The organism is Arcticibacterium sp. GJ41-1 (assembly GCF_055808875.1).
The window spans coordinates 2,951,826-2,975,282 of record NZ_CM147888.1; the positions used below are offsets into that span (position 1 = coordinate 2,951,826).

Below are 23,457 nucleotides of genomic sequence, written 5' to 3' on the forward strand. Positions count from 1 at the left end.
CGTTTAAATCTAAATTGTTTAAAGGTTATGAAAATAAAAAAACGAATCCACTATTCGTAGATAAATTTATTCTTGAGCAGGCTAAGTATAATTAACTCAAAAGCTCCTAGGTAAAGGAATAAACATAAACAAAAGCTAGGTAAATCTTGAACTATAACTTAGTAACTGCTTGACTTCCAAGTTCTGTAGGAGTAATGCTATAATACTACTATGCGGAGCTTTGCTTTAAGAGAATACAGGCAGAATCTAAGCAGAATACAGACAGATTTTCAGCAGAATACCTTACCGTTATTTTTTTATTGAATCACTTCTGGTTCAGTAGGGGTATAATGGCACAACCTCATTTACAAAATATGTTTTATTCCTATAAATATTAATGTCCGTTTCCGTCCCTATACAGAGACGGACGGACGGATATATTTCTATATAGGGTCAAATCCGTCCGTCCGTTTTTAGACTATTTGTATTATATTAAGAAAATAAGCTATATAAAGTCATATTCGTTATCCTATTTCAATATTTTAGACAGAAAAAAACGATAGAAGAATTATTAGCCCATATCCGTTTTGATAATATTTGGTAAAATTCCATAAATGTGAAGTTTTGCCAAATATTATTCTGCACGAAAAACGGACGGACGGACGAAACCCTAGATGCCCACCCGTCCGTCCGTCTCTATCCGTCCGCCTGATGTACCGAATATTGTTTGGTTCTAATAATTAATGTCAAACACTTTTTTGTCTAAGAACACCCCAAGTTTGCGTAAGTAAATTTCAGTTGTCTGGATCGATTTATGCCTATTTACCATTTGAATTAGTCTAATGTTCATACCTGCGAGAAAGGCTTGAATGTTTCCAGTATGCTTCCAGCTATAAAGTACTGTCTTCCTTTCCCTATAAATTTCTATCTCTTTACAGGCTTTATTATGCAAGTTTGTTGCTTCGTTTGGTGAAGACATTTCAAAACTAGGCTTTAAGCCCTTTCCAAATAGATACTTTCCGCCGGGGTGTCTTGTTAGGCCTTCGTTAATAATTATTTTTAATAAAGGGTCTATTATAGGAACCACAGCCGATATTTTCGTTTTAGCTATACTTCCCGATATTTTAATAGATCGCGTTTTTAAATCAATATCAGAGACTTTTATTTTTCTCAATTCCGCTGGTCTGATAAAGCCGTAATAAATGAACCTAGTAAAAATAAATAGAGTAGGGTACTTTGATTTTAAATGCTCCTCTAGTATTTCTCGTTCATAGTCGGCAAAAGGATAGTTAAAATCTGATTCCTGTATATTGTAAGTGCTTCTAAGGTTAGTGAAAGCTTTGGACTCTGTATGCTTTAGGATAGCCTTTAAATGGCTTATATTGTTTTTAACGGTAGTGTCAGCGTATTTTAACTTTAAAGCGTCTACAAAGTCATTTGCTTCCTTTTCTGTAATTGTACTAAGCTTTCTACCTTCAAAATGCTTTGCAAGTAACCTAGCAGAGGTTCGATAGGTGTCTTTTGTTCGTTTTCTTAAATCGAGATTTTCAATAATACTATCTAGCCGTTTGTAAATATCGGCCTGCCTACCTACAAGCAGTCCGTCCTTTATGCCTTGCAACAAGGCAGCTGCTCGTTCTGCTCTTGTATTCAGTGGTTTAGATGGTATCCACTCCCTATAACGAACCTTTCCAATATAATAATCTATGAACCACCTTTTCGTGGTGTCACCTTCGTAATCATGTAGGGTCGCTTTGACAGGTGTATCAGTTATTTGTATCAATTTACCCGTACCTCCTGATATACAGGAAGATACGGGCTTTTGTGACGATGAGGAGAGTCGAACTCCTATGGGCTAAGCCCACTACCCCCTCAAGGTAGCGTGTCTACCAATTCCACCACATCGCCATGGGCTCGCAAAACTAATTAATCAGATTTGATTTCTTTAATCAATTATCCAAAAATCGCTCTTTTTGGCAAATTGAATTTCTCCGTTAATCAGAAGCCTGAGCCATATATCTTTTTCGCCTATAATATTTACCCTGCTGCCTTCCCCCAAATTTCCAATAACCTTAGAAGCCGAAGAAGGAGCCTGTCTAACATAAACGGTTTCGCTTTTGACTATTCCTTGGCTATAATAATCGCCAAAGTTTAAAAAGACTAGACTAAAAAGCACCAGAAAAACAAAACTCACTTTATGCCTTAAGGCGGTGGGTTCTCGTTTGATTTTCTTTAGTAGGAGCAGGTAAAAGCTAAAACCAACTATTAAAAAAAAGATTAAGCATATCCATAAATAAAATCGCTCATAGACCAACAGTAGAAAATTAAAGTCACTTCTACCATAGCCAATGAAAGAGTTTTCTTCGGCCATTTTATTTATTTTAGTAAATGTACTTTCTGATGGATTTAAGTTGAAATATTCGCTCAAAAAGTAAATTGCCTTAGAAAAATCTCCTTTTTGTTCGCTAATAAAGGCTAGTTTTAGGTAAGCATTACTTCTATTTATAGAATGTTTATCCAATAGTTCGAGATATAAATCGCTCGCTTCGCCGTATTTCTTCTCGGTAAATAAAGAATCTGCTTTTTTCTGAAACAGGTCTTGCGATTGAATATCAAGGCTTTGTATCATGAAAGCGAAAAAAACTATAAATATTTTTGTCAGGTGTCTTTTCATTTCAAAAAGTTTACTCTACTTTTGCACTCGCAATCGGGACGAAGGTTTAAATGTTCCGCAAATGTAAAGAGATTTTTGATTCCGTAGCTCAGTTGGTAGAGCAATACACTTTTAATGTATGGGTCCTGGGTTCGAGCCCCAGCGGGATCACAAAAGCCACCGAATTCGGTGGCTTTTTTTGTTATACAGCTATTCATATTATGGCAAGAAGAAAAACAAGAAAGGTCATTGACGAAATAGAAGTTCTAGATTTTGCGGCAGAAGGAAAATGCCTCACAAAACAGGACGGAGAAGTTATATTTATTACTACCCCAAATGTAGCCCCTGGAGACATTGTCAAACTCCAAATCAATAGAAAACGTAAAAGTTTCTCTGAGGCTATTGTGCTAGAGCGAATAAAAGACTCTCCAGATAGGGTAGAACCCTTCTGTAGTCATTTTGGCGTGTGTGGTGGCTGTAAATGGCAGCACATTTCTTATCCAGACCAATTAGCTCAAAAAGAAAAGCAAGTCAGAGACCAATTGGTAAGACTTGGTAAAATAGATATTAGCAACATGAAGCCTATTTTGGCTTCTAAGAAGACGCAATTCTACAGAAATAAGCTAGAGTTTACTTTTTCTAGTACAAGATGGCTTACAGCAGACGAAATATCGTCTAGCAATGATTTAGGAGACAGAAACGCATTGGGTTTCCATATACCAAAGCGATTTGACAAGGTTTTACCTATTGACACCTGTTATCTTCAAGATGACCCATCAAATGACATCAGACGTTTCTTTGATGAATACGCCAGAAATAGCGACCAGACATTTTATAACCACGTAAAGCATGAAGGTTTTTTCAGAACCTTAATGATAAGAACGTCTTCTACTGGAGATGTAATGGTGGTGGTGCAGTTTGCCAAAGATAATAAAGAACTTATAGAAGCATGTTTGAGTGCTTTTGTTGAGAAATTTCCGGACATAACATCTGTCAATTACTTCATCAATCAGAAGAAAAACGATAGTTACCAAGATTTAGAGTCCTTCTTCTTTTCGGGTAAACCATTCATTGAAGAAGAAATGGAAGGTTTGAGGTTTAGAATAGGCGTAAAGTCTTTTTATCAAACCAACTCTGAGCAAGCCTACGAACTATATAAAGCAACTCGTCAATTAGCTGAAATAAGCAAAGACGATGTAGTTTATGATTTATATACGGGAACAGGTACTATTGCTAATTTTGTAGCTCATCAAGCTAAGAAAGTGGTAGGCGTGGAGTATGTAGAAGATGCCATAAAAGACGCAAAGATTAACTCTGAAGTCAATGGCATAGAGAACACGTCTTTTTACGCTGGAAACATGAAAGATGTCTTGAACGACGCTTTTATAGAAAAAGAAGGCTTACCAAGTGTCATTATCACCGACCCGCCTAGAGCAGGAATGGATAAAGAAGTGGTGGATACCTTGTTAAGAATTGCGGCAGACAGAATAGTCTACGTAAGTTGTAATGCTGCCACGCAAGCTCGTGACGTAGCTTTATTGCTAGAAAAATACGATGTAGTAGAAGTTCAGCCTGTAGATATGTTTCCGCATACGCACCACGTTGAAAACATCGTTAAGCTTAAATTAAGGTCGTAAGTTTATAGGGAAGTGTCCTTAGAGATAGCCCAGAGGATTGTAATGTGAACAAAATCCTGTTCTTTCACATTTAGAGTAATCCTTAAACTGTTTTATCAAAAAAAAGAGACGGGTTTTGCCTGTCTCTTTTAATATCATACCTGTTATTAATTCTCTTTTCAATTTCGCTTCATGAAGGTTTTTAGAAAGGAACCTCGTCATTCGGGTCCACTTTCTTTAAGTCGTCATCTTTAGAAAGGTCATTTGCCTTGCTAAGCATAGTAGGCGGCGACCAGCTATCAAAATGACTAGTGTCTCCAGCACCACCAGGAAGTGTTATTTTACCGTAATCGGTCAAACTTCCTCCTATTCCTGAGCCTACATCGGTAAATTTGGTAAAAGCACCATGAAACTGCAGCATGATAGACTTTAAGGTACCTGCACGGTTTTTGGCAATTATAAGTTCGCCTAAACCTTCTGTAGAGTTACCACTTTCATCTTCCGTAATTTTATAATACTCTGGCCTGTATAAGAACATAACCATATCGGCATCCTGCTCAATAGACCCAGATTCTCTCAAATCGGATAGTTGAGGTTTTTTATCTCCACCACGTGTCTCTACCGCTCTAGATAACTGAGATAGTGCAATTACAGGCACATCTAGCTCTTTAGATAAGTTTTTCAAAGACCTAGAAATGGTCGCAATCTCCTGCTCTCTGTTGGTATTTACACCAGAGCCATCATCACCACTCATTAATTGCAAGTAATCAATGATTACCATCTGAATATTATGCTGAGCCTTTAAACGACGGCATTTTGCTCTTAATTCTAGTACAGAAAGAGCGGGTGTATCATCAATAAAAATAGGAGCTGCAGATAATTTATCTAAACGCGTATGAAGTTGTTGCCACTCATGTGGTTCTAATATTCCTTTACGTAGTTTTTTACTTTCAATCTCCACCTCTGCAGAAATCATACGAAGCATTAACTGTGTAGCCCCCATCTCTAGAGAAAAAATAGCTACAGCAGAATTGTGGTCAACAGCGGCATTTCTCATGGCAGATACCACAAAAGCCGTCTTTCCCATACCAGGTCTTGCGGCAATAATGGTTAATTCCGTTTTTTGCCATCCACCGGTCAACTCGTCTAAATCTTTAAAACCACTTGGAACCCCTGTAATACCGTCCTCATTGTGAAGTTTTTTGTGCTCTAATTCGTCTAAAGTTAGACGCATTATTTCACCAGCATTTTGGTAGTTCTTTTTTATACTTTGCTCTGAAATTTCAAAGAAATATTGCTCTGTACTATCTAAAACACTGAAGATATCATTGGACTCTTCAAAAGCTTCGGCCATTAGCTTTTCTGAAGCAGTAATCATTTCTCGCTTAATGCTTAACTGCGAAGTGATTAAGGCGTGATACTCAATATTTGCCGCCGAATTGACCCGACCCATAAGCTCTGCAATGTACTTGGTTCCTCCAGCTTCTCTAATAGAGTTTTGGTTTCTCAAATACCTCGTAATAGTCATCAAATCAATAAGTTCTGATGATTCATACATGCTCATCATCGCAGCATATATAATCTGATGAGACTTTGAATAGAAAGACTTTGGCTTAATTAAATCTTTAATTTTAGCTAGTGCTTCTTTGTCAATCAAAATTGCTCCTAATACCGCAGCCTCCATTTCTGTGGAGTATGGTAATATCTTTCCATTTTCGCCAGATAGCGAGGAAACATTAGGTCTTACAAGTGTTTGATTAAGATTCATTCAGGGGTTTTATACTTTCGTCATGTTTTGAGTAAACAGAGTACAATGCTACCACTCAAAATTGACATTAAAAAACGTGCTACAAAGGTCTAGATTTTTAAGTCCGTTTAAAAGCAATCGTAGAAGTATTTGTCAATCAAATGTGAACAGTATTCTATCTTTTTGTGCACTAAATGAATGAAGTTGTGAATAATTTTCTTGATTTTTGAAAGACATAAAAAATAAAGGCGTTTGACGGAAAAAATTATTGCTTTAGAAGGGGTTTCATTATTAGATTTTCTAGGTGTTCAAAACCGAAACATCAAAGAAGTGTCTAAGTTCTTCCCAACTTGTAAGATAATCTCTAGAGGGAATGAAATCCATATAAAAGGTCCTAGTAAAGAAGTGACCCGTTTAGAGACTTTTCTTAATGATTTACAAGCTCATTATCAAAAATTTAGCACGCTGACACCAGCCGTGGTAAAAAACTATCTTGAAAACGAAAAGGAGATTAAAGACAGCCTTTCTTTGCCAGATGACGTAATTGTTCATGGGAACAGAGGTTTAATAGTAAAAGCCAAAACTACCAATCAGAAGAAATTGGTGCAGGCGAGCTATAAGCATGATATAGTTTTTGCTGTGGGCCCTGCCGGGACAGGAAAAACATATACTGCTGTGGCATTAGCTGTTAAAGCTCTAAAAGAAAAGCAGATAAAAAAGATTATAATCACCAGACCTGCTGTAGAAGCAGGGGAGAACCTAGGTTTTCTTCCGGGCGATTTGAAAGAGAAGATTGACCCATATTTAATGCCTATTTATGATGCATTGAATGATATGGTTCATTCTGAAAAGATGAAAGAGTATTTAGAACGGAATGTTATAGAGATAGCACCTTTAGCATACATGCGTGGCAGAACCTTAAATGATGCTTTTATCATTTTAGACGAAGCTCAGAACACTACCACCATGCAGTTAAAGATGTTTTTGACCCGAATGGGACCGAAGTCTAAAATAGTTATTACAGGCGATGTAACACAGATAGATTTACCACCAAGGCAAAAATCAGGTTTGGCAGATGCCATTCAAAAATTAAATAAAATCAAAGGAATTAAGTTTATAGAGTTAGACGGACGCGATGTGGTGCGTCATCCTTTGGTAGTAGACATCTTAAAAGCTTACGATGAAGCTGATAAATAGTATATTTTTCCTTTTAGTGGTTTTTTCTTCTTCCGCACAGCGGTGTGGGCTTGGGGTTACAGCAAGTGATGAGTTGAAATCAAGGCATTTGCAAATGCAAAAGATTATAGAAAACTACAAAGGGAAAGGTGTTAAAAATGCTAGAATTCAGGAGGGAATTATCAAGATTCCTGTGGTTGTTCATGTAATTCATGATGAGTTTTCAGGAGAAATAGGGAATGATGGAAGTACCAATATTTCAGACCAACAGATTTTTAGCCAAATAAAAGTATTAAACGAAGACTTCAGAAAAGCAGTAGGCACACCAGGCTTCAATAACTTAGAAGAAGGTGCCGATTTGGAAATTGAGTTTTTCTTAGCTCAAGAAGATGAATTCGGAAATCCAAGCTCAGGAATTACTAGAACTTATCAAAACAGACCTTCTTACAATATTTTTTCCGATTTAGGTTTTGTGTCTAGTCTGTCCTATTGGGATGCCAATAAATACCTTAATATTTGGGTTTTAAACTTAGGTGGACTTTACCTTGGCTTTGGCGAATTTCCTGGAGCTGCTATAGACGGCTTAGAATTAACAGATCCACCTGCGGCTACAGATGGTATATTTGTAGATTATCAAGTTTTTGGACGAAGAACAGGAACTGCCAGTAGGGGTATATATTCTTATGGGCGAACTTTAACGCACGAAATAGGTCATTGGCTTGGTTTGATACACACTTGGGGTGACGAACGCTGTGGGGATGATTTTTGTGAGGATACCCCTCAGGCAGAAAGGGAAAACGATTCTGAAAGATGTCGAGAAGTATTTTCAAGGTGTACAGGTACAGTTTCTCGTAATATGATTGAAAACTATATGGATTATTCGCCTGACTCCTGTATGAATGTATTTACGGAAGACCAAAAAGCAAGGGTAAGAACAGTTTTAGAATTAAGCCCAAGAAGGCGACGTTTGGTTTTAAATAGCCAATTTTTACTTCCCACAAATGACGTGGCCGACTTAAAAATAATTAGTAACCCAGGCACAAAAGACGATGTAGCTTTTCAAATACTGTTACCTAAATTCCAAGATTTTAGTCTAAGTTTTTATGATGTTTTGGGTAGGCCAGTAGGGTATAAGGAATTTAAAGATTACCCCAGTACTGTGGTCCGGGCTGCCGATTTAGATATTCCCACAGGCATGTTAATAGTAAGAATGCAAACAGAAGGATTATCTGTAGTTAAGAGAGTTATGATGTTTTAAGGAATTGATTTTATGAATAAGGATAAACCGGATTTTGACGATATTTTCATGGAGCTGGCCATTAATTTAGCAAAAAGGTCACATTGTGTAAAAGCTCAAGTAGGAGCAGTACTAACCAGCGAGACTAGAATTATTTCCATAGGTTATAACGGGCCACCAAGCGGCACGCATAACTGTGATGTAGATTTTGGTGTTGAAGGCTGTCCTCGAGACTCTAAAGGGAGCTGTTCTTTGGCTTTACATGCCGAACAAAATGCTATTCTCTATGCCGCTAAAAACGGTGGAAAAGTAGAAGGTGCTACCATGTATGTTACACTTTCGCCATGTATAGCTTGTGCTAGGGTAATTTTTTCTATGAAAATCAAAAAGGTATTCTTCCTTAATTCTTATGCAGAATATAAAGGAATTGAAAAGGATGAAGGTGTTGAGTTTTTGAGAAGTTTTGGTGTAGAAGTAGTTAAGTACACTCAAAATGTAGCATGAATTACCTAGCCCACTTGTTTCTTTCTGAAGATAATGAAGATATTCTTTTCGGTAATCTTTTAGAAGATTTCATGCATGGTAGGGTAGATCATCCTCGTAATAGTCACCTTTCAGAAGGCATTAAACTTGGCATAAAACTGCATAGGCGAATTGATACCCTTACAGACCAACATGTCATAGTAAAGCACTGTAAACAAGTGTTCTACCCTGAATTTGGCAAGTATGCCTCTATTGTGGTCGATGTGCTTTTTGACCATTTTCTTATTAAAAATTGGGCTACCTATACTGATGAAGAATTTGATTCTTTCAGACAAAGGGTTTACCAAAGTTTAGAGAAATATAGAAGTTTAATGCCACCCAAGTTAGATTTGCTTGTCAATTCCATGATACACCATGATTGGTTAAAAGCCTATGAGTTTGATTATGGTTTGGAGAAAGCATTTACGGGATTAAATAATAAAATAAAAAATGGGCCAGATATGCTAAAAAGCATTCCGCTCATGCATGAAAACTATGATTTATTGAACCAAAAGTTCAATGAATTCTTTGTAATCATGCAGTTGTACAGTCAGAATTATATACTAAGTCATAAATAACCTTGGCGAAATCATTATCACAAGAACTTGCTGCTATTTCAGCAGATAACTTACAGCCTCTGTATTTTTTGCATGGGGCCGAATCATACTATCCTAATGCCATAGCTAAGAAAATAGCAGAATTGGCTATTCCAGAGCACGAAAAGGGCTTTAATGAGTTTATCCTTTTTGGTAAAGAATTAACCGTAGGAGCTGTTTTAAATAATGCCCGTAGGTTTCCTATGATGGCAGAAAAACAACTGGTGCTAGTTAAAGATGCAGAGCAGATTCAAGACATAGGAACTAAAGAAGCTCAGAACCTTTTGGCCAGCTATGCCAATGAGCCCCTACAAAGTACTATCCTTGTTTTGGTTTTTGGTAAGGCCATGGACGTCAGAAAGGCCTTTGTCAAAGCTTTTGACAAGAAAGGTGTAATGATTAATGCTAAAAAACTTTACGACAACCAGGTGCCCGATTTTATTATGGGTATTTGTCAGGAGAAAAAGCATAAAATATCGCCAAAGGCAGCCCAATTACTCTTTGAACATATCGGGAATAATCTGGAAGCTATTGTAAAGGAGATTGAGAAAATGCTCATCAATCTTCCTGCAGGAGCCGAAATTGATGGCAATGCTATTGAAAAATACGTTGGGATTAGTAAAGATTATAACGTTTTTGAGCTTCAGAAAGCCTTAACTATTAAAGATGTGCGTAAGAGTTTTCAGATTGTCAATTATTTTGCTGCCAATACAAAAGACCATCCTATACAGCCAGTTATACTAATTCTTTATAATTTTTTCGCCAAAGTTCTTTTGGTTCACGGTAGTAAAAGTGACCCAGGTGCAAATCTTGCATCTATTTTAAAGGTTAATCCTTTTTTTGTGAAAGACTACACGAAAGCTGCACAAAACTACCCAGTCTGGAAATTGATGAATATTATTAGTGCTTTAAGAACCGCAGATAAGCATTCTAAGGGAATAGAAACAGGCACTAAAGTCCCCGATGATATGTACAAAGATTTGATTAATAACGTACTATACTAAAAAAGAAAAAGCTTCCAAATTGGAAGCTTTTTTTGTAGCGGGAAGGAGAGTTGAACTCCTGACCTCCGGGTTATGAATCCGACGCTCTAACCAACTGAGCTACCCCGCCTTTTCTTAACAGGCTGCAAATGTATTAAATGATTTTTTCCGATCCAAAAAGAATTTGAAAGAAATCTCATTTTGAAAAAAAAGCATTGAAATTTGTATTCTTAAGGTTAAAAAGCTAACTAGTCAAAAATTAAAACTGAGTGTAAATATGTCAAAACATAAGTTTGTCAGCGAGTTCTCTTTTAAAACCTCTCCGAAAGTTATTTATAACTATATCAGTAGTCCTGGAGGTTTGCAGCAGTGGTTTGCTACGCAAGTATCTGTTGACTCTAATCATAACTTTGTGATAGAATGGGATGGAGGCAAGCATTTAGCTGTAGTGACTAAGAAGCTCAACAAATCTGCTCGTTATGATTTCCAAGGAGAAGACGAAGGCAATTCTTTAGAACTAAAACTCGTTTTAGGAGAGCTAGACGGCTCTACTTATCTAGAAGTTACAGATATATCAGATAATGATGATGATGATGAACTTCAAGACCTTTGGGATGGTTTAATAGCAGACTTGAAAGACATCGTTGGTGGTTAACACTTTTTGTCTAAAATAGGATTTGAATACTCCATAGTTTTAATGAACAGGATAGATAAATTAGTAATAAAGAACTTTATAGGGCCATTTATACTCACCACCTTTGTTGTGGTGTTTATTTTTTTGCTGAGGTTTTTGATGCTTTATTTTGAAGACTTCGTAGGTAAAGACCTAGATTTAAGCACTTTTGCGAAACTTTTCACCTACTTCTCTTTAATTACCGTACCGGTAGCACTTCCGCTTTCTACACTTTTGGCTTCCTTAATGAGCTTTGGTAACCTTGGCGAGCATACAGAGCTTACCGCTATGAAATCGGCAGGTATACCTGTTTCTAGGATAATTTTACCCGTTTTTATATTCACCATAGGTATTTCTATTTTCTCTTATTTTTATAATGACCGGCTAACCCCATGGGCTAATCTTAAGGGCTATTCGCTTTTATGGGATGTAAGAACCACCAAAGTAGCTCTGAATATTCAGGAAGGTGTGTTTTATAGACAAATACCAGGCTATAGCATTAAGGCAAAAGAAAAGCTGCCAGATAATGAAACCATGAAGGGTTTAATTATTTACAATCATACCGATAGAAACGGAAATAAAAATGTCACCACGGCCGATTCTGGAAGAATGTATATGATGCATAATGATTCCTATTTGGTATTGGAGCTCTACAACGGTTATAATTATTCTAATCAAAAGAATAATCAGGTTTTAAACGATACGCCTTTTATGCGTAATAAGTTTAAGAAAAATAGGATGGTCTTTTCCATGGCGTCTTTTGATTTAAAAAGAACCAGTGAGAATCAGTTTAAGTACCATGCCTACATGAAAAACGTGAAGGAGCTGGAAGCTCAAATTGATTCCAGTAAAATATTGATTGAAAAGCAAAGCCTAACACAGGTAAAGGCTGTGAAAAATATGAGCAGCTATCAATTTAAGGAAATCCCTGTCAAATATGATATTGATTCTTTAACAGGCGATAGCACGGCAAAATATATCGCTCCAGGCCCTTGGGTAGATGAGAAAATAAAACTTTTAGAGGAAGGCGATAGAATAAATGAAATTTGGTCGGTAGCTAAATCTTCTGCTCGAAGTTATAAAAGCCAGATGAGTACCAATTTTGCAATGCTCACCTCAAAAAGGCGAGACATGTATAGTGCTGATGTGGAAAGGTGGCATAATTATACTTATGCCATGGCTTGTTTGGCCATGTTTTTAATAGGAGCATCACTCGGTACTATTATTAAGAAAGGGGGCTTTGGAGTTCCTGTTCTTATAGCCATAAGCTTTTTTATCTTTTATTATGTTATGATGCAAGTGACAGATAAAAACGCCAAAGAGGGCTTATTGCCGGTTTTTGTAGCCGTTTGGACGCCCATAGCTGTGTTATTGACCATAGGCATTTATTTACTGAGTAAAGCTACCAAAGATGCTCGACTTTTTGACACCGATATTTACAGTCAATTTTGGGACAAAATTAAACCCTATTTCAACTTTAAGAAAAGTAAAATAAATGCAGCCGAATCAGTGTAATAAAAGTATTTTTTGTACTTTTGCAGCTGTTTTATTTATTACCATAAATCTAGGTTAACATCTTATGTATTTAACTTCGGAGAAGAAGCAAGAGATATTCTCTTCAAAAGGCTTCCAAAAGAAAGACAGCGATACAGGTTCAGCAGAATCACAAATCGCATTATTCACTTACAGAATTGCTCATTTAACTGAGCATCTGAAAAAGCATAAAAAAGATTACTCAACGCAATTAGGCCTGTTAAAATTAGTAGGTAAGCGTCGTAGCTTGTTAAAATATCTAATGAAAAAAGATATTACTCGTTACAGAGCTATCATTGCTGAATTAGGAATTCGTAAGTAATAGAAAGAAAAGGGGGCTTCATTTGATGGAGTTCCCCATTTTTGTTTTAAAACGTGTTATGTATCCCCGCGGAATAAGAATAGGATAAAATAATCGCATCAGAAAGCGGAAAATGCGATATAAAAATTAATAGATGTTTAAAGTACATTCACAAACTATCCAAGTACCGGGTAGTAAAGACATCACGATTGAAACTGGGAAACTAGCTCGTCAAGCAGACGGTTCCGTAGTTTTACGTTGTGGTAACGCCATGTTATTGGCTACAGTAGTAGCAAGAACTGAGGCTAAAGAAGGCGTTGACTTTCTTCCATTATCAGTTGATTATCAAGAGAAATTTGCCGCGGCCGGTAAAATCCCTGGTAGTTTCCAAAGAAGAGAAGGAAGACTTTCAGATAACGAAATTTTAATTTGTAGATTAGTTGATAGGGCTTTACGCCCAATTTTCCCGAAAGATTATCACGCAGACGTTCAAGTAATGATCTCGATGATATCTTCGGACCCAGAAGTTTCTCCTGATGCACTTGCAGCATTAGCAGCTTCTGCAGCACTAGCCGTTTCAGATATTCCATTTAATGGTCCAGTTTCAGAAGTGAGAGTGGCTAAAATCAATGGTGAGTATGTTATCAATCCTGATAAATCACTTATTGCTGGAGCTAGCCTTGACTTGATTATTGCCGGTACTGCCGAAAATATCAACATGGTAGAAGGGGAAGCTGACGAAGTTTCTGAGCTTGAAATGATTGAAGCTATTAAAGTAGGTCACGAAGCTATTAAGTTACATTGTGCATCTCAAAAAGCATTAGAAGCAGCAGTTGGTTCTACTACTAAAAGAGAATATTCTCACGAAACTAACGACGAAGCTTTAGAAGCTAAAGTAATAGCAGACCTTTATGATGAGGTTTACGCTGTTGGAGCAAAAGGTTCTGGAAAAGATGGTAGAAAAGAAGGCTATGCAGCTATTCTTGATGCTTATCTAGCTAAATTCGAAGAAAACGAAGATGACGAGACTGACTTAGGTTTAGTTCGTAAATACTTCTCAAGTGTAAAATATAAGGCATCTAGAGACTTAGTTCTTAATGAGCGTAAGCGTTTAGACGGAAGGCAATTGACAGAGATTAGACCAATTGAGTGTGAGGTTGATTACCTTCCTGGTGCTCACGGTTCTGCTTTGTTTACAAGAGGAGAGACACAATCTCTTTCTACTACTACGGTAGGAACAAAATTAGATGAGCAGCTTATTGACCAACCTATGTTCAATGGTTACTCTAAGTTTTACCTACATTATAACTTCCCAGGTTTTTCTACAGGTGAAGTAAAACCTAACAGAGGAGCTTCTAGAAGAGAAATTGGTCATGGTAACTTGGCTCAGCGTTCGCTTGCTAAAGTGATGCCATCTGAAGAAGAAAACCCATACACAGTAAGAATAGTGTCAGACATCTTAGAATCTAACGGTTCTTCGTCTATGGCTACTGTTTGTGCAGGTTGTTTATCATTAATGGATGCTGGTATTCCTATTAAAGCTCCTGTTTCAGGAATAGCAATGGGTCTTATCACAGATTCTGAGTCTGGAAAATGGGCTGTGTTATCTGACATCTTAGGTGATGAAGATCATTTAGGAGACATGGACTTTAAAGTTACAGGTACTGAAAAAGGTATAGTAGCTTGTCAAATGGATATTAAAGTAGAAGGTTTATCGTTTGAGATAGTAGAGAAAGCTTTGGAACAAGCCAAAGAAGGTAGACTACATATTTTAGGTAAAATGACTGCAGCTCTTCCAACAGTGAGAACAGAGATGAAGTCTCACGCTCCAAGAGCACACAAAATGACTATCGATAGAGAGTTCATTGGTGCAATTATTGGACCTGGTGGAAAAGTTATTCAAGAAATGCAGCGTGAAACTGGTGCTACTATCAATATTGAAGAAGTAGGTAACCAAGGTGTTATTTCTATTTTCGCTACAAGCGGAGATAGCATGAACGATGCTGTCAATAGAATTAAAGGTATAGTAGCTGTTCCTGAAGTAGGAACTGTTTATGATGCAAAAGTTAAGTCTATTCAGCCATTTGGTGCATTTTTAGAGTTCTTACCTGGTAAGGAAGGTCTATTACACATTTCTGAGATTTCTTGGGAACGCCTTGAATCTATGGATGGTGTTTTTGAATCGGGCGAAATCGTTCAAATCAAATTGACTGAAGTAGATAGAAAAACTGGTAAATTCAGACTTTCTAGAAAGGTTTTACTTCCTAGACCTGAAAGACCAGCATCTAAATAACAGAATTAAGCGAACAATAAAAGGACAACATGTGTTGTTCTTTTATTGTTCGCTAAGTATTTTAAGCAGGATCGAAACAAATAAAGCAATATGAGACAACTAAAAATCAGTAAACAGATTACCAATCGCGAGAGTCAATCTCTTGATAAGTACTTACAAGAGATTGGTAAAGTGGACTTGCTTACCCCTGATGAAGAGGTAACCTTGGCTCAGAAAATTCGTGAAGGTGATCAGCTGTCTCTCGAAAGGCTTACAAAAGCAAACTTACGTTTCGTTGTCTCAGTGGCAAAACAGTACCAAAATCAAGGCCTTTCACTAGGAGATTTGATCAATGAAGGTAACTTAGGCTTAATAAAAGCAGCCCAAAGATTCGATGAAACAAGAGGTTTCAAATTTATTTCGTACGCTGTATGGTGGATTCGTCAGTCTATCCTTCAAGCTTTGGCAGAACAGTCTCGTATTGTTCGTTTGCCTTTGAACCGAGTAGGTTCATTGAACAAAATTTCTAAGAAGTACTCTGAATTAGAGCAACACTTCGAAAGAGAGCCATCTCCTGAAGAATTAGCTGAAGTTTTAGAGATTACTGCTAAAGAAGTGGTAGATACCATGAAGATTTCTGGTAGACACGTATCCGTGGATGCTCCGTTTGTTCAAGGGGAAGAAAATAGCCTTTTGGATGTTTTGGAGAATGACGGTGAGCAAAAGCCAGATTCTGATTTAATGGCAGATTCTCTAAGAAGAGAGGTTTTAAGAGCTCTTTCTACACTTACGCAGAGAGAAGCAGAAGTAATTATGTATTATTTCGGACTGAATGGAGAGCAAGCGATGACGCTAGAGGAAATTGGAGAAAAATTCAATTTAACTCGTGAGCGTGTTCGTCAAATCAAAGAGAAGGCCATCAGACGTTTAAGACAGACTTCTAGAAGTAAAGCTTTAAAAGCCTATTTGGGTTAAAATATTTATTGGCTAAATTTGAAGGCACTCCTAACCGAGTGCCTTTTTTTATGACCCGACTAGAACCTTTCCAGCAGCTTGCTCGCTTATGCCTTCATAAAGGCGTAGAAAATGTAATTATATGCCCAGGAAGCAGAAATGCTGCCCTTACCGTGGCATTTACCCAGCAAAAAGGACTTAACTGCTACAGCATTTCTGATGAGCGTTCGGCTGGCTATATAGCTTTAGGAATGGCTTTGCAAACCGGTAAAACCAGTATTATCATTTGTACCTCTGGTACAGCTGCATTAAATTTTGCTCCGGCTGTGGCGGAAGCTTACTTCCAAGAAATTCCATTATTAGTTTTAACAGCCGACAGACCGCCTGAATGGGTACATCAATATGATGGACAAACTATTTTTCAGGAAAACCTTTATGGGAAACATGTAAAAAATACTTTTTCATGGTCTCCAAACCAAAATATAGAAGACATTGAAGCAGCAGCTAAAATCAGCAATGATGCTTTAAATAGCTGCCAAAGCCAACCATTAGGGCCAGTTCATATCAATATTCCAATTCGTGAGCCATTTTATCCTGAAACGGTCAACGATATTCAAGAAGAATGGGGCATTATAGAGCAAAAAGAAACTACTCAAACTGTTGATTTAGCTTCTTTTAAATCAGCTTTAGAAAAGTATCCAAAGCGACTTTTGGTAATAGGGCAACAGCATAATGAATATGTAAAGTCGAGAGCAAAAGACTTTGCAGAAAAGTTTGGTTTTGTTTTAGTGGCAGATAACATTGCCAATACGGATGGAGCTATCCAAAATCATGACCAATTCTTGAAAAATGCGGAAAAGAATGTATTAGTACCTGACTTTCTAATTAGTACGGATATGTCGGTGATATCAAAGTCATTAAAATTGATGTTACGCAATGGCGATATTAAAGAACACTGGCATATTCAGGAAAATCCAGCTTTCATAGACCCTTTTAGGTCCTTGACAAAGAAAGTAGAAGTAGAACCACAGTACTTTTTAAAACAAGTTTCTGAGAGTTCGGCTGTAGAAATTGATGTAGCTTATCAAAAAGCTTGGAATGATTTAGAAAATAGGGCTACGGAGGCCATGAATACCTTTTTTTCTAAGCCTGTTTTCTCAGAGTTTCATATTCTGAAAACTATTCTGGAACAAATTCCTGCTCACAGCATCATCCATTCCGGAAACAGTATGAGTATACGCTATTTGAACGCTTTACAAGCTTATACAGACCCGAGTTTATTACTTTACTGTAATAGAGGAACCAGCGGCATAGACGGCTCTTTAAGTACCGCAGTAGGGCAGGCATTAGCCACAGATAAAACTGTTTATTGTATTTTGGGAGATTTGAGCTTTCAGTACGATAAAAATGCTCTTTGGAATAGGTATTTGCCTAATAATCTTAAAATTATCATCTTAAATAATGCTGGAGGCATTATCTTCAAAATGATTGACGGGCCAAAGAAACAAGATGCCTTCCAAGACTTTTTCCGAACGGAACAACCAAACAAAGCAGATTTACTAGCTCAAGAATATGGTTTAGTCTATTTAAGCATTAAAGATGAGTCTCAAGTAGAATCTAGCGTTTCAGAATTCTTTCAAATGAAAGAGAAATGTATTTTGGAGATTTTTACGGACTATGATAATAATGTAAAGGCCTTTAAAGCGTTTTTCTAAGACCCTTTTTATAATCAATCTCACCCTTAACGAAATATAAAATGTTCAAACTTACACAACTATTAACGCTCTTATCAGCCTTCTTCTTTAGTAACCAATCAAACGCCCAATCTCTTAAAATTTTCGATGTTAAAGATTTTGGAGCCGTAGGAGATGGAGTAACCAATGACCAAGTAGCTATTCAAAAAGCCATAAACCAATGTGCTGGTACTGGTGGAACTGTAGTTTTTAAAGAAGGTAAGTTTTTAACAGGGCAGTTGGTTTTAGGAAGTGATATGAATTTGGCGATAGCCGAAAGTGCCACTATTTTGGGTATGATGTCTGATGAAGAGTCTGTTTATCCGCATCATTTGATAGAAACAGTTTATCCAAATAGAATGTTGCAAGATTGCCAACGGAGGTTAATTTATGGAAATCACGTTGAAAATGTCACCATTTACGGTAAAGGGACCATTGACGGACAGGGTTTTTATGAGCCTTGGATGAATGTAAAAGAACTGGGAACAGAGAAAGACAGACCTTCCATTTTAGCTTTTGTTGCTTCTAAAAATATTCAAGTGGCAGGAATTCGTATGATAAATCCAGCCTGTTGGACCCAAGTTTACATAGAATGTGACAGCGTTGTTATTTCTGGCGTTTATGTGCACACAGGTAATTTAACACCAAATAGAGATGGTATTGACATTGTAGATTGTCATAATGTTTTGATTGAAAACTGTGACATAAGCTCAGAAGATGATGGAATTTGCTTTAAAAGCGGAAGTGAATTTGGCGTTAAAAACGTGGTAGTAAAAGATTGTAAAATTGATAAGCTTAATGTAAGAGCAGGAAATTGTTTCAAACTCGGTACGGATGGTTTAGGCAGTTTTATGAACTTCCAAGTTTCTGGTTTAGAAATGAAAAATGCCTATCAAAACTCGGCCATCACCATTGAGTCTATGGACGGTGCGGTAATTGACAATCTAAATTTTGAAGATTGTACCATTTCTAATTGCGGGCAAGCATTCTTTTTGCTCTTAGCAGATAGAAAAAGAACTGTTCCTGTACGAAATCCACGAATAGGTAGCATATCAAACATAAGTTTCAAAAACATCACAGGAGACAATTTTACGCAGCAGTACCCGTCCATAATTACTGGCGTAAAAGGGCATAATATTCAGAATGTTAGTTTTGAAAACGTTCATTTAAAACTGAAAGGTGGTATTTCAGAAACTAATCAGACGGTGATGGAATACGACGGAAAATATCCTGAAGGAAGTTATTTTGGCAATACCAACGCTCATGGCTTTTTCATAAGACACACTGATGAAGTGAAGTTTATAAACTGTAGCATCACTACAGAAGATAAAGACGCAAGGGAATGGCTTATTACAGAAAATGTAAAGTCCGTTTCTGTCAAATAATAGAAACAAAAAAAGCCATCTAGTTTCCTAGATGGCTACATTAAATATTTGAAAGAATTCTGTTAAAACTTCATACCTATGGTCATGGTATTAATAAACGTTCCCGTTACTCCCTGCGTATAATTAAGCCCTATCGAGGAATTTATACCAAAGTTAAAACGGTCAATATTGATTCCTAAGCCACTCTGAACCTCAAAACCGAATACGCTCTCAAAGTCATTTTCCATGTCAACTCTTTCTGGGTCGTAGTAACTGTCATAATAGTAATAATAGTAGTCGTCTTTTACGTAAGAATATCTCAAGGCAGGTCCAACACTCCAAGTTACCGTTCTATCCATTCCGAAAGGATATAATTTAAGCGTGGGGGAGATCCCAAAGCCTTCATAACCATTTGCCTCAAAATAGTATTGAGCAGGTAGCTGCCAAGCCATTTTATTACTAATCTCTCTTTCGTAAGAAACACCAATTCCCATAACGCTACTTTCAGAATAAGCTCCAATCACAATAGGTTGTAAACTTAAAATTTGAGTTGGTTTTTCTTTAGCCACTTCCTCCTGAGCATATAAAGCCGAAGTAGAAAGGATTCCTAATAATACAATTATTGATTTCATGTTTTTTTATTTAAAATCTAATTCCCACAGACATGGTATTAATAAACGTTCCCGTGACTCCTTGCGTATAATTAAGCCCTAAAGATGAGTTAATACCAAAATTAAAACGCTCAATATTGATTCCTAAACCACTTTGAAGTTCAAAGCCGAAAACACTTTCATACTCAGTATTGTCATAGCGAGCAGAACTGTAGAAGTTGTCATGAGAATAATAATAGTAAACATCTTTGAGCAAAGAATAACGCAAACCCGGCCCCAAGCTCCAAGTTACTGTTCTATCCATTCCAAAAGGATATAGTTTAAGCGTAGGAGAGATGCCAAAACCTTCATAGCCAATTCCTTCAAAGAAATACTGAACGGGGAGCTGCCAAGCCATTTTATTACTAATTTCTTTTTCATAAGAAACACCAATGCCCATTACGCCTTCTTGGGCATAAGGTCCAATGACTATTGGCTGTAAACTTAAAACTTGAGTAGGTTTATATTTAGCTACCTCTTCTTGAGCATGTAAAGATGAAATAGATAGGATTCCTAAGAATAGGAGAATTAATGCTTTCATGCGTGTATTCATTTTTAGTAAGATGCTGAAAAGCTAAAAAAAGTTGGTTTAGAAATACTAAATATTTAGAATAAACTTAATCTTCACACTGCTTCGTCTTGCTCAGGCAAAGAAAAAGAGCCACAAATTGATTCTTCATTCCGTGGCTCTTCAGAAAAGGTTTAAAACGAACATTACTTAGCTTTCGATTTCTCCCACTTGTCCACAATGCCTTTCAGGATTTCGTCAGAAACGCCAAAAGAATTACCAGCTTTAGCTCGAGGCATAAAATCGTCAATGTATTTCTGACTAATAGTTTCATTGTCGCCGTATTGCTCCCTAAGTTCATCTAATTTGGCATGCATTTCCTTCTGGATGTCAGCGTAGGCTGGGTCGTCATAATAATTATGCTGCTCTAATGGGTCTTTTTTTCTATCAATTAGCTCCCAATAATCTAAGTCAAAGTAATAATGAATAAGCTTATAATCTTTGGTTACGGCAGCATAATGTCGATTTACATTATGCTCTGACGGGTGCTCGTAATAATGATAATAAACCGCATCTCTATCCCAGTTTTCTGTATCACCAGTTAATACGGGTACCATACTTTTTCCTTGCATTTCGGCTGGTTGTTCTACACCAGCTACATCAAGGAAGGTCTGAGCAAAATCAAGGTTTTGAACCAATTCATCAGATACGCTACCTGCTTTTACCCGATTAGGCCATGAGACCAAAAGAGGTGTTTTAAAACTCTCGTCATAAACAAAACGCTTGTCAAACCAACCATGCTCACCTAAGTAAAAGCCTTGATCAGACGTATAAACAATGATGGTGTTATCCATCAGGTTGTTTTCTTCTAAATAATCTAAGACACGCCCCACATTCTCATCTACAGACTTTATGGTACCTAAATAGTCTTGCAGATAAACTTGATATCGCCATTTGGTTAAATCTTCCTTAGTCATTGACGGATAACGTTCTTTTAAATCAGTACTTCTCTTTTTATAAAATAAGTCAAAATTGACCTTCTGAGAAGAATCTAGTCGGTTATAATAACGGTCAAAACCCGATTTGTCAAAGGAACTCATTTCTTCTAAACCTATTTCATCCATAGTTTCAGGATATATCTTTAAATCATAAGCCCAACCCATATTTCCACTAATGTTCATTTCGGCTGCCTTTGCTGCTGGCATACCTTCATGGCTGTCAAAAAGTGTGGCAGGCTCTGGGAAAGTTTTGTTGGTAAATTCTTCCATATGACGCTCTGCCATAAACCATGAACGGTGCGGAGCTTTATGCAGATACATGAGCATAAACGGTTTTTCTTCCTCTCTTTCTTTATCTAGCCAGTCTAGCGTCATATCAGTAGTGATATCCGTTACATAACCTTTTACGGTAACCTTACCTTCCTTTTTAGTGATGAAATCAGGATTGTAATAGTCTCCTTGACCAGGTAGTATTTTAAACTCGTCAAAACCTTTTGGATTGTTGCCAAAATGAAGTTTTCCAAACATGGCAGTTTGATATCCGGCACCCTGCAATAATTGTGGGAAAGTGACATTGGTAGTGTCAAAAGGATTGACATTATCTACTTTTCCATTCATGTGTGAGTGCTTACCTGTCAATATTGTGGCTCTAGAAGGTGCACAGATAGAGTTAGTAACACTGGCATTGGTAAACAACATTCCTTTCTGGGCAATTCTGTCAATATTTGGTGTCTCTATTAGTTTATTGTCATAGGCTGATATTGCCTGATAGGCGTGGTCATCAGACATTATAAAAACAATGTTTGGTTTCTCTGTCTTCTTTTCCGATTCACAAGAAAAAGTAAATAAGACGGTACTTAGCCCAACAAAAAGGAAGATTCCCTTACGGGCAATTTTCAGGTATTTCATTTTGTAAAGAGTAATAGGTTGATTTTAAAGCTGGCAATTACGAGAAATACGAATTATAGACAAAGCGGGTTGTGGATAATGTTCGCTAAAGAACTAAACAATGGAAAGAGATTCTTAAGTTTTACATTTTCTAGTAGTAGTTTTTATTAAAATCGAAGTAATACAGTTGGGTTTTGATTTGAAATACTTTGCTAATCTAATAATTTGACCATGAATATAGGGGTTGACTTAGGGGGGACTAAAATAAAAGTTGGAATAGCAAGTGAAGGTTTAATTCTTGAGCAGAATACAGCCCTTTTGCTCCAAAAAGATTCCTTGTCTTCCACACTGAAACAAATAAAGGATCTAATAAGGCCGCATGTTTCTAAGAATATCAATCAGATTGGGATTGGGGTTCCATCTGTAGTAGACACAGAAAGAGGAATAGTGTATAATGTGACCAATATTCCCTCTTGGGAAAAAGTGGCTTTAAAAGATATTCTTGAAGATGAATTTCATCTACCGACTTTTGTCAATAACGATGTTAATTGTTTTACGCTTGGTGAACATCTTTTTGGTCAAGCTAAGGGCTACAATACTGCAGTAGGACTAACTCTTGGCACTGGTCTTGGGGCAGGAATAATCATTGATAATAAGCTCTATAAAGGTTTCAATACTGGTGCAGGTGAGATTGGGCTTTTGAAATACCTTGAAAAAAACTACGAATACTATCTAGGTAGCTCATTTTTTGAGCGGAATTTCGGATTTAATGCACGCGAGGTATTTATAGCATCTCAAGATGGTAATAAGTGGGCACTGGACGCCTATGCTGAATTTGGAATGCATCTAGGGGCGGCAATTCAGGCTGTCATGTACACTTATGACCCAGAAGTGGTAGTATTAGGAGGCTCTATCAGTCATGCCTTTTCATTTTTTGAAAATACCATGCATGAAGGCTTAAAAGATTTTGAATTCCCAGAATCTTTGAAAAACATTAAAATATTAAAATCTAATAACGAGAACATTGCTCTATTAGGTGCTGCCGCACTGAGTAGGTAATCAGACTTTTTGAAT

Annotated in this window: 20 protein-coding genes and 3 tRNA genes; 15 read left to right on the forward strand and 8 right to left on the reverse strand. The window is 37.0% G+C overall.

From position 1 onward, the window contains the following. Positions 1-712: 712 nt before the first annotated feature. From AC0L6O_RS12270 to AC0L6O_RS12280, 3 genes are all read right to left on the reverse strand, one after another. A complete protein-coding gene (locus AC0L6O_RS12270) occupies positions 713-1,762 on the reverse strand; it encodes a tyrosine-type recombinase/integrase (RefSeq protein WP_473302707.1) in 1,050 nt (349 codons plus the stop codon). Between the two features lie 42 nt (positions 1,763-1,804). Beyond that, positions 1,805-1,887 (reverse strand) — tRNA-Leu (locus AC0L6O_RS12275). 37 nt (positions 1,888-1,924) lie between these two features. Next, on the reverse strand, positions 1,925-2,653 hold the full coding sequence (locus AC0L6O_RS12280; RefSeq protein ID WP_473302709.1) for an SH3 domain-containing protein: 729 nt from the start codon (positions 2,651-2,653) through the stop codon (positions 1,925-1,927). Positions 2,654-2,730: 77 nt separating this feature from the next. On the opposite strand from AC0L6O_RS12280, the gene AC0L6O_RS12285 reads away from it, so the two are divergent. Both AC0L6O_RS12285 and rlmD read left to right on the forward strand, forming a co-directional pair. After that, positions 2,731-2,803, forward strand: a tRNA-Lys gene (locus AC0L6O_RS12285). 50 nt (positions 2,804-2,853) lie between these two features. Next, complete coding sequence (gene rlmD, locus AC0L6O_RS12290) at positions 2,854-4,269, forward strand: 23S rRNA (uracil(1939)-C(5))-methyltransferase RlmD (RefSeq protein WP_473302711.1); 1,416 nt, start codon at positions 2,854-2,856, stop codon at positions 4,267-4,269. A 181-nt stretch (positions 4,270-4,450) separates the two neighbouring features. On the opposite strand, the gene dnaB is transcribed toward rlmD, so the two are convergent. After that, a complete protein-coding gene (gene dnaB / locus AC0L6O_RS12295) occupies positions 4,451-6,016 on the reverse strand; it encodes a replicative DNA helicase (protein WP_473302713.1) in 1,566 nt (521 codons plus the stop codon). Positions 6,017-6,247: 231 nt separating this feature from the next. Here dnaB and AC0L6O_RS12300 point away from each other — a divergent pair, with 231 nt between their 5' ends. The 5 genes from AC0L6O_RS12300 to holA are packed head-to-tail and all read left to right on the forward strand — an operon-like array spanning position 6,248 to position 10,530. Beyond that, on the forward strand, positions 6,248-7,192 hold the full coding sequence (locus AC0L6O_RS12300) for a PhoH family protein (protein ID WP_473302714.1): 945 nt from the start codon (positions 6,248-6,250) through the stop codon (positions 7,190-7,192). Next, entirely contained in the window at positions 7,176-8,429 is a 1,254-nt protein-coding gene (locus AC0L6O_RS12305) for a M43 family zinc metalloprotease (RefSeq protein ID WP_473302715.1), read from the forward strand. The genes AC0L6O_RS12300 and AC0L6O_RS12305 overlap by 17 nt, the downstream gene beginning before the upstream one ends. Before the next feature lie 12 nt (positions 8,430-8,441). After that, entirely contained in the window at positions 8,442-8,912 is a 471-nt protein-coding gene (locus AC0L6O_RS12310; RefSeq protein WP_473302717.1) for a deoxycytidylate deaminase, read from the forward strand. Beyond that, positions 8,909-9,508 carry an acyl carrier protein phosphodiesterase gene (locus AC0L6O_RS12315; RefSeq protein WP_473302718.1) on the forward strand — a complete coding sequence of 200 codons (600 nt, stop codon included), beginning with the start codon at positions 8,909-8,911 and terminating at the stop codon, positions 9,506-9,508. Before AC0L6O_RS12310 ends, AC0L6O_RS12315 begins: the two co-directional genes overlap by 4 nt. 2 nt (positions 9,509-9,510) lie before the next feature. Then, positions 9,511-10,530 carry a DNA polymerase III subunit delta gene (holA, locus tag AC0L6O_RS12320; protein ID WP_473302719.1) on the forward strand — a complete coding sequence of 340 codons (1,020 nt, stop codon included), beginning with the start codon at positions 9,511-9,513 and terminating at the stop codon, positions 10,528-10,530. Positions 10,531-10,565: 35 nt separating this feature from the next. On the opposite strand, the gene AC0L6O_RS12325 is transcribed toward holA, so the two are convergent. Further along, positions 10,566-10,639 (reverse strand) — tRNA-Met (locus AC0L6O_RS12325). Between the two features lie 147 nt (positions 10,640-10,786). On the opposite strand from AC0L6O_RS12325, the gene AC0L6O_RS12330 reads away from it, so the two are divergent. The 7 genes from AC0L6O_RS12330 (at position 10,787) to AC0L6O_RS12360 (ending at position 19,360) form a co-directional block, all read left to right on the forward strand. Next, complete coding sequence (locus tag AC0L6O_RS12330; RefSeq protein WP_341225154.1) at positions 10,787-11,164, forward strand: START-like domain-containing protein; 378 nt, start codon at positions 10,787-10,789, stop codon at positions 11,162-11,164. 42 nt (positions 11,165-11,206) lie between these two features. Continuing rightward, positions 11,207-12,697 (forward strand): LptF/LptG family permease, encoded by a 1,491-nt coding sequence (locus AC0L6O_RS12335; protein ID WP_473302720.1) that lies wholly within the window; start codon positions 11,207-11,209, stop codon positions 12,695-12,697. A gap of 64 nt (positions 12,698-12,761) precedes the next feature. Then, a complete protein-coding gene (gene rpsO, locus AC0L6O_RS12340) occupies positions 12,762-13,037 on the forward strand; it encodes a 30S ribosomal protein S15 (protein WP_111369983.1) in 276 nt (91 codons plus the stop codon). Positions 13,038-13,170: 133 nt separating this feature from the next. Next, positions 13,171-15,309 (forward strand): polyribonucleotide nucleotidyltransferase, encoded by a 2,139-nt coding sequence (gene pnp / locus AC0L6O_RS12345; protein WP_473302722.1) that lies wholly within the window; start codon positions 13,171-13,173, stop codon positions 15,307-15,309. A gap of 90 nt (positions 15,310-15,399) precedes the next feature. Continuing rightward, the gene (locus tag AC0L6O_RS12350; RefSeq protein ID WP_473302724.1) at positions 15,400-16,263 is read left to right on the forward strand and encodes a sigma-70 family RNA polymerase sigma factor; all 864 of its coding nucleotides are present in this window, start codon (positions 15,400-15,402) and stop codon (positions 16,261-16,263) included. Between the two features lie 8 nt (positions 16,264-16,271). After that, the gene (menD, locus tag AC0L6O_RS12355) at positions 16,272-17,957 is read left to right on the forward strand and encodes a 2-succinyl-5-enolpyruvyl-6-hydroxy-3-cyclohexene-1-carboxylic-acid synthase (protein WP_473302726.1); all 1,686 of its coding nucleotides are present in this window, start codon (positions 16,272-16,274) and stop codon (positions 17,955-17,957) included. A gap of 41 nt (positions 17,958-17,998) precedes the next feature. After that, a complete protein-coding gene (locus AC0L6O_RS12360) occupies positions 17,999-19,360 on the forward strand; it encodes a glycoside hydrolase family 28 protein (protein WP_473302728.1) in 1,362 nt (453 codons plus the stop codon). Between the two features lie 62 nt (positions 19,361-19,422). Here the strand turns inward: AC0L6O_RS12360 and AC0L6O_RS12365 are convergent, their stop codons facing one another. From AC0L6O_RS12365 to AC0L6O_RS12375, 3 genes are all read right to left on the reverse strand, one after another. Continuing rightward, entirely contained in the window at positions 19,423-19,971 is a 549-nt protein-coding gene (locus AC0L6O_RS12365; protein ID WP_473302729.1) for a hypothetical protein, read from the reverse strand. 10 nt (positions 19,972-19,981) lie between these two features. After that, the gene (locus AC0L6O_RS12370) at positions 19,982-20,530 is read right to left on the reverse strand and encodes a hypothetical protein (RefSeq protein WP_473302731.1); all 549 of its coding nucleotides are present in this window, start codon (positions 20,528-20,530) and stop codon (positions 19,982-19,984) included. A 173-nt stretch (positions 20,531-20,703) separates the two neighbouring features. Further along, complete coding sequence (locus AC0L6O_RS12375; protein WP_473302733.1) at positions 20,704-22,404, reverse strand: sulfatase family protein; 1,701 nt, start codon at positions 22,402-22,404, stop codon at positions 20,704-20,706. Positions 22,405-22,614: 210 nt separating this feature from the next. On the opposite strand from AC0L6O_RS12375, the gene AC0L6O_RS12380 reads away from it, so the two are divergent. Continuing rightward, complete coding sequence (locus tag AC0L6O_RS12380) at positions 22,615-23,442, forward strand: ROK family protein (protein WP_473302735.1); 828 nt, start codon at positions 22,615-22,617, stop codon at positions 23,440-23,442. The last annotated feature ends 15 nt before the right edge of the window (positions 23,443-23,457 follow it).

What these genes read in the sequence shown, in the direction of transcription:
- AC0L6O_RS12280 (WP_473302709.1), bottom strand. Translation starts at nt 2,653, where the DNA reads ATGAAAAGACACCTGACAAAAATATTTATAGTTTTTTTCGCTTTCATG.
- rlmD (WP_473302711.1), top strand. Translation starts at nt 2,854, where the DNA reads ATGGCAAGAAGAAAAACAAGAAAGGTCATTGACGAAATAGAAGTTCTA.
- dnaB (WP_473302713.1), bottom strand. Translation starts at nt 6,016, where the DNA reads ATGAATCTTAATCAAACACTTGTAAGACCTAATGTTTCCTCGCTATCT.
- AC0L6O_RS12305 (WP_473302715.1), top strand. Translation starts at nt 7,176, where the DNA reads ATGAAGCTGATAAATAGTATATTTTTCCTTTTAGTGGTTTTTTCTTCT.
- AC0L6O_RS12310 (WP_473302717.1), top strand. Translation starts at nt 8,442, where the DNA reads ATGAATAAGGATAAACCGGATTTTGACGATATTTTCATGGAGCTGGCC.
- AC0L6O_RS12315 (WP_473302718.1), top strand. Translation starts at nt 8,909, where the DNA reads ATGAATTACCTAGCCCACTTGTTTCTTTCTGAAGATAATGAAGATATT.
- AC0L6O_RS12330 (WP_341225154.1), top strand. Translation starts at nt 10,787, where the DNA reads ATGTCAAAACATAAGTTTGTCAGCGAGTTCTCTTTTAAAACCTCTCCG.
- AC0L6O_RS12335 (WP_473302720.1), top strand. Translation starts at nt 11,207, where the DNA reads ATGAACAGGATAGATAAATTAGTAATAAAGAACTTTATAGGGCCATTT.
- rpsO (WP_111369983.1), top strand. Translation starts at nt 12,762, where the DNA reads ATGTATTTAACTTCGGAGAAGAAGCAAGAGATATTCTCTTCAAAAGGC.
- pnp (WP_473302722.1), top strand. Translation starts at nt 13,171, where the DNA reads ATGTTTAAAGTACATTCACAAACTATCCAAGTACCGGGTAGTAAAGAC.
- AC0L6O_RS12350 (WP_473302724.1), top strand. Translation starts at nt 15,400, where the DNA reads ATGAGACAACTAAAAATCAGTAAACAGATTACCAATCGCGAGAGTCAA.
- AC0L6O_RS12360 (WP_473302728.1), top strand. Translation starts at nt 17,999, where the DNA reads ATGTTCAAACTTACACAACTATTAACGCTCTTATCAGCCTTCTTCTTT.
- AC0L6O_RS12365 (WP_473302729.1), bottom strand. Translation starts at nt 19,971, where the DNA reads ATGAAATCAATAATTGTATTATTAGGAATCCTTTCTACTTCGGCTTTA.
- AC0L6O_RS12370 (WP_473302731.1), bottom strand. Translation starts at nt 20,530, where the DNA reads ATGAAAGCATTAATTCTCCTATTCTTAGGAATCCTATCTATTTCATCT.
- AC0L6O_RS12375 (WP_473302733.1), bottom strand. Translation starts at nt 22,404, where the DNA reads ATGAAATACCTGAAAATTGCCCGTAAGGGAATCTTCCTTTTTGTTGGG.
- AC0L6O_RS12380 (WP_473302735.1), top strand. Translation starts at nt 22,615, where the DNA reads ATGAATATAGGGGTTGACTTAGGGGGGACTAAAATAAAAGTTGGAATA.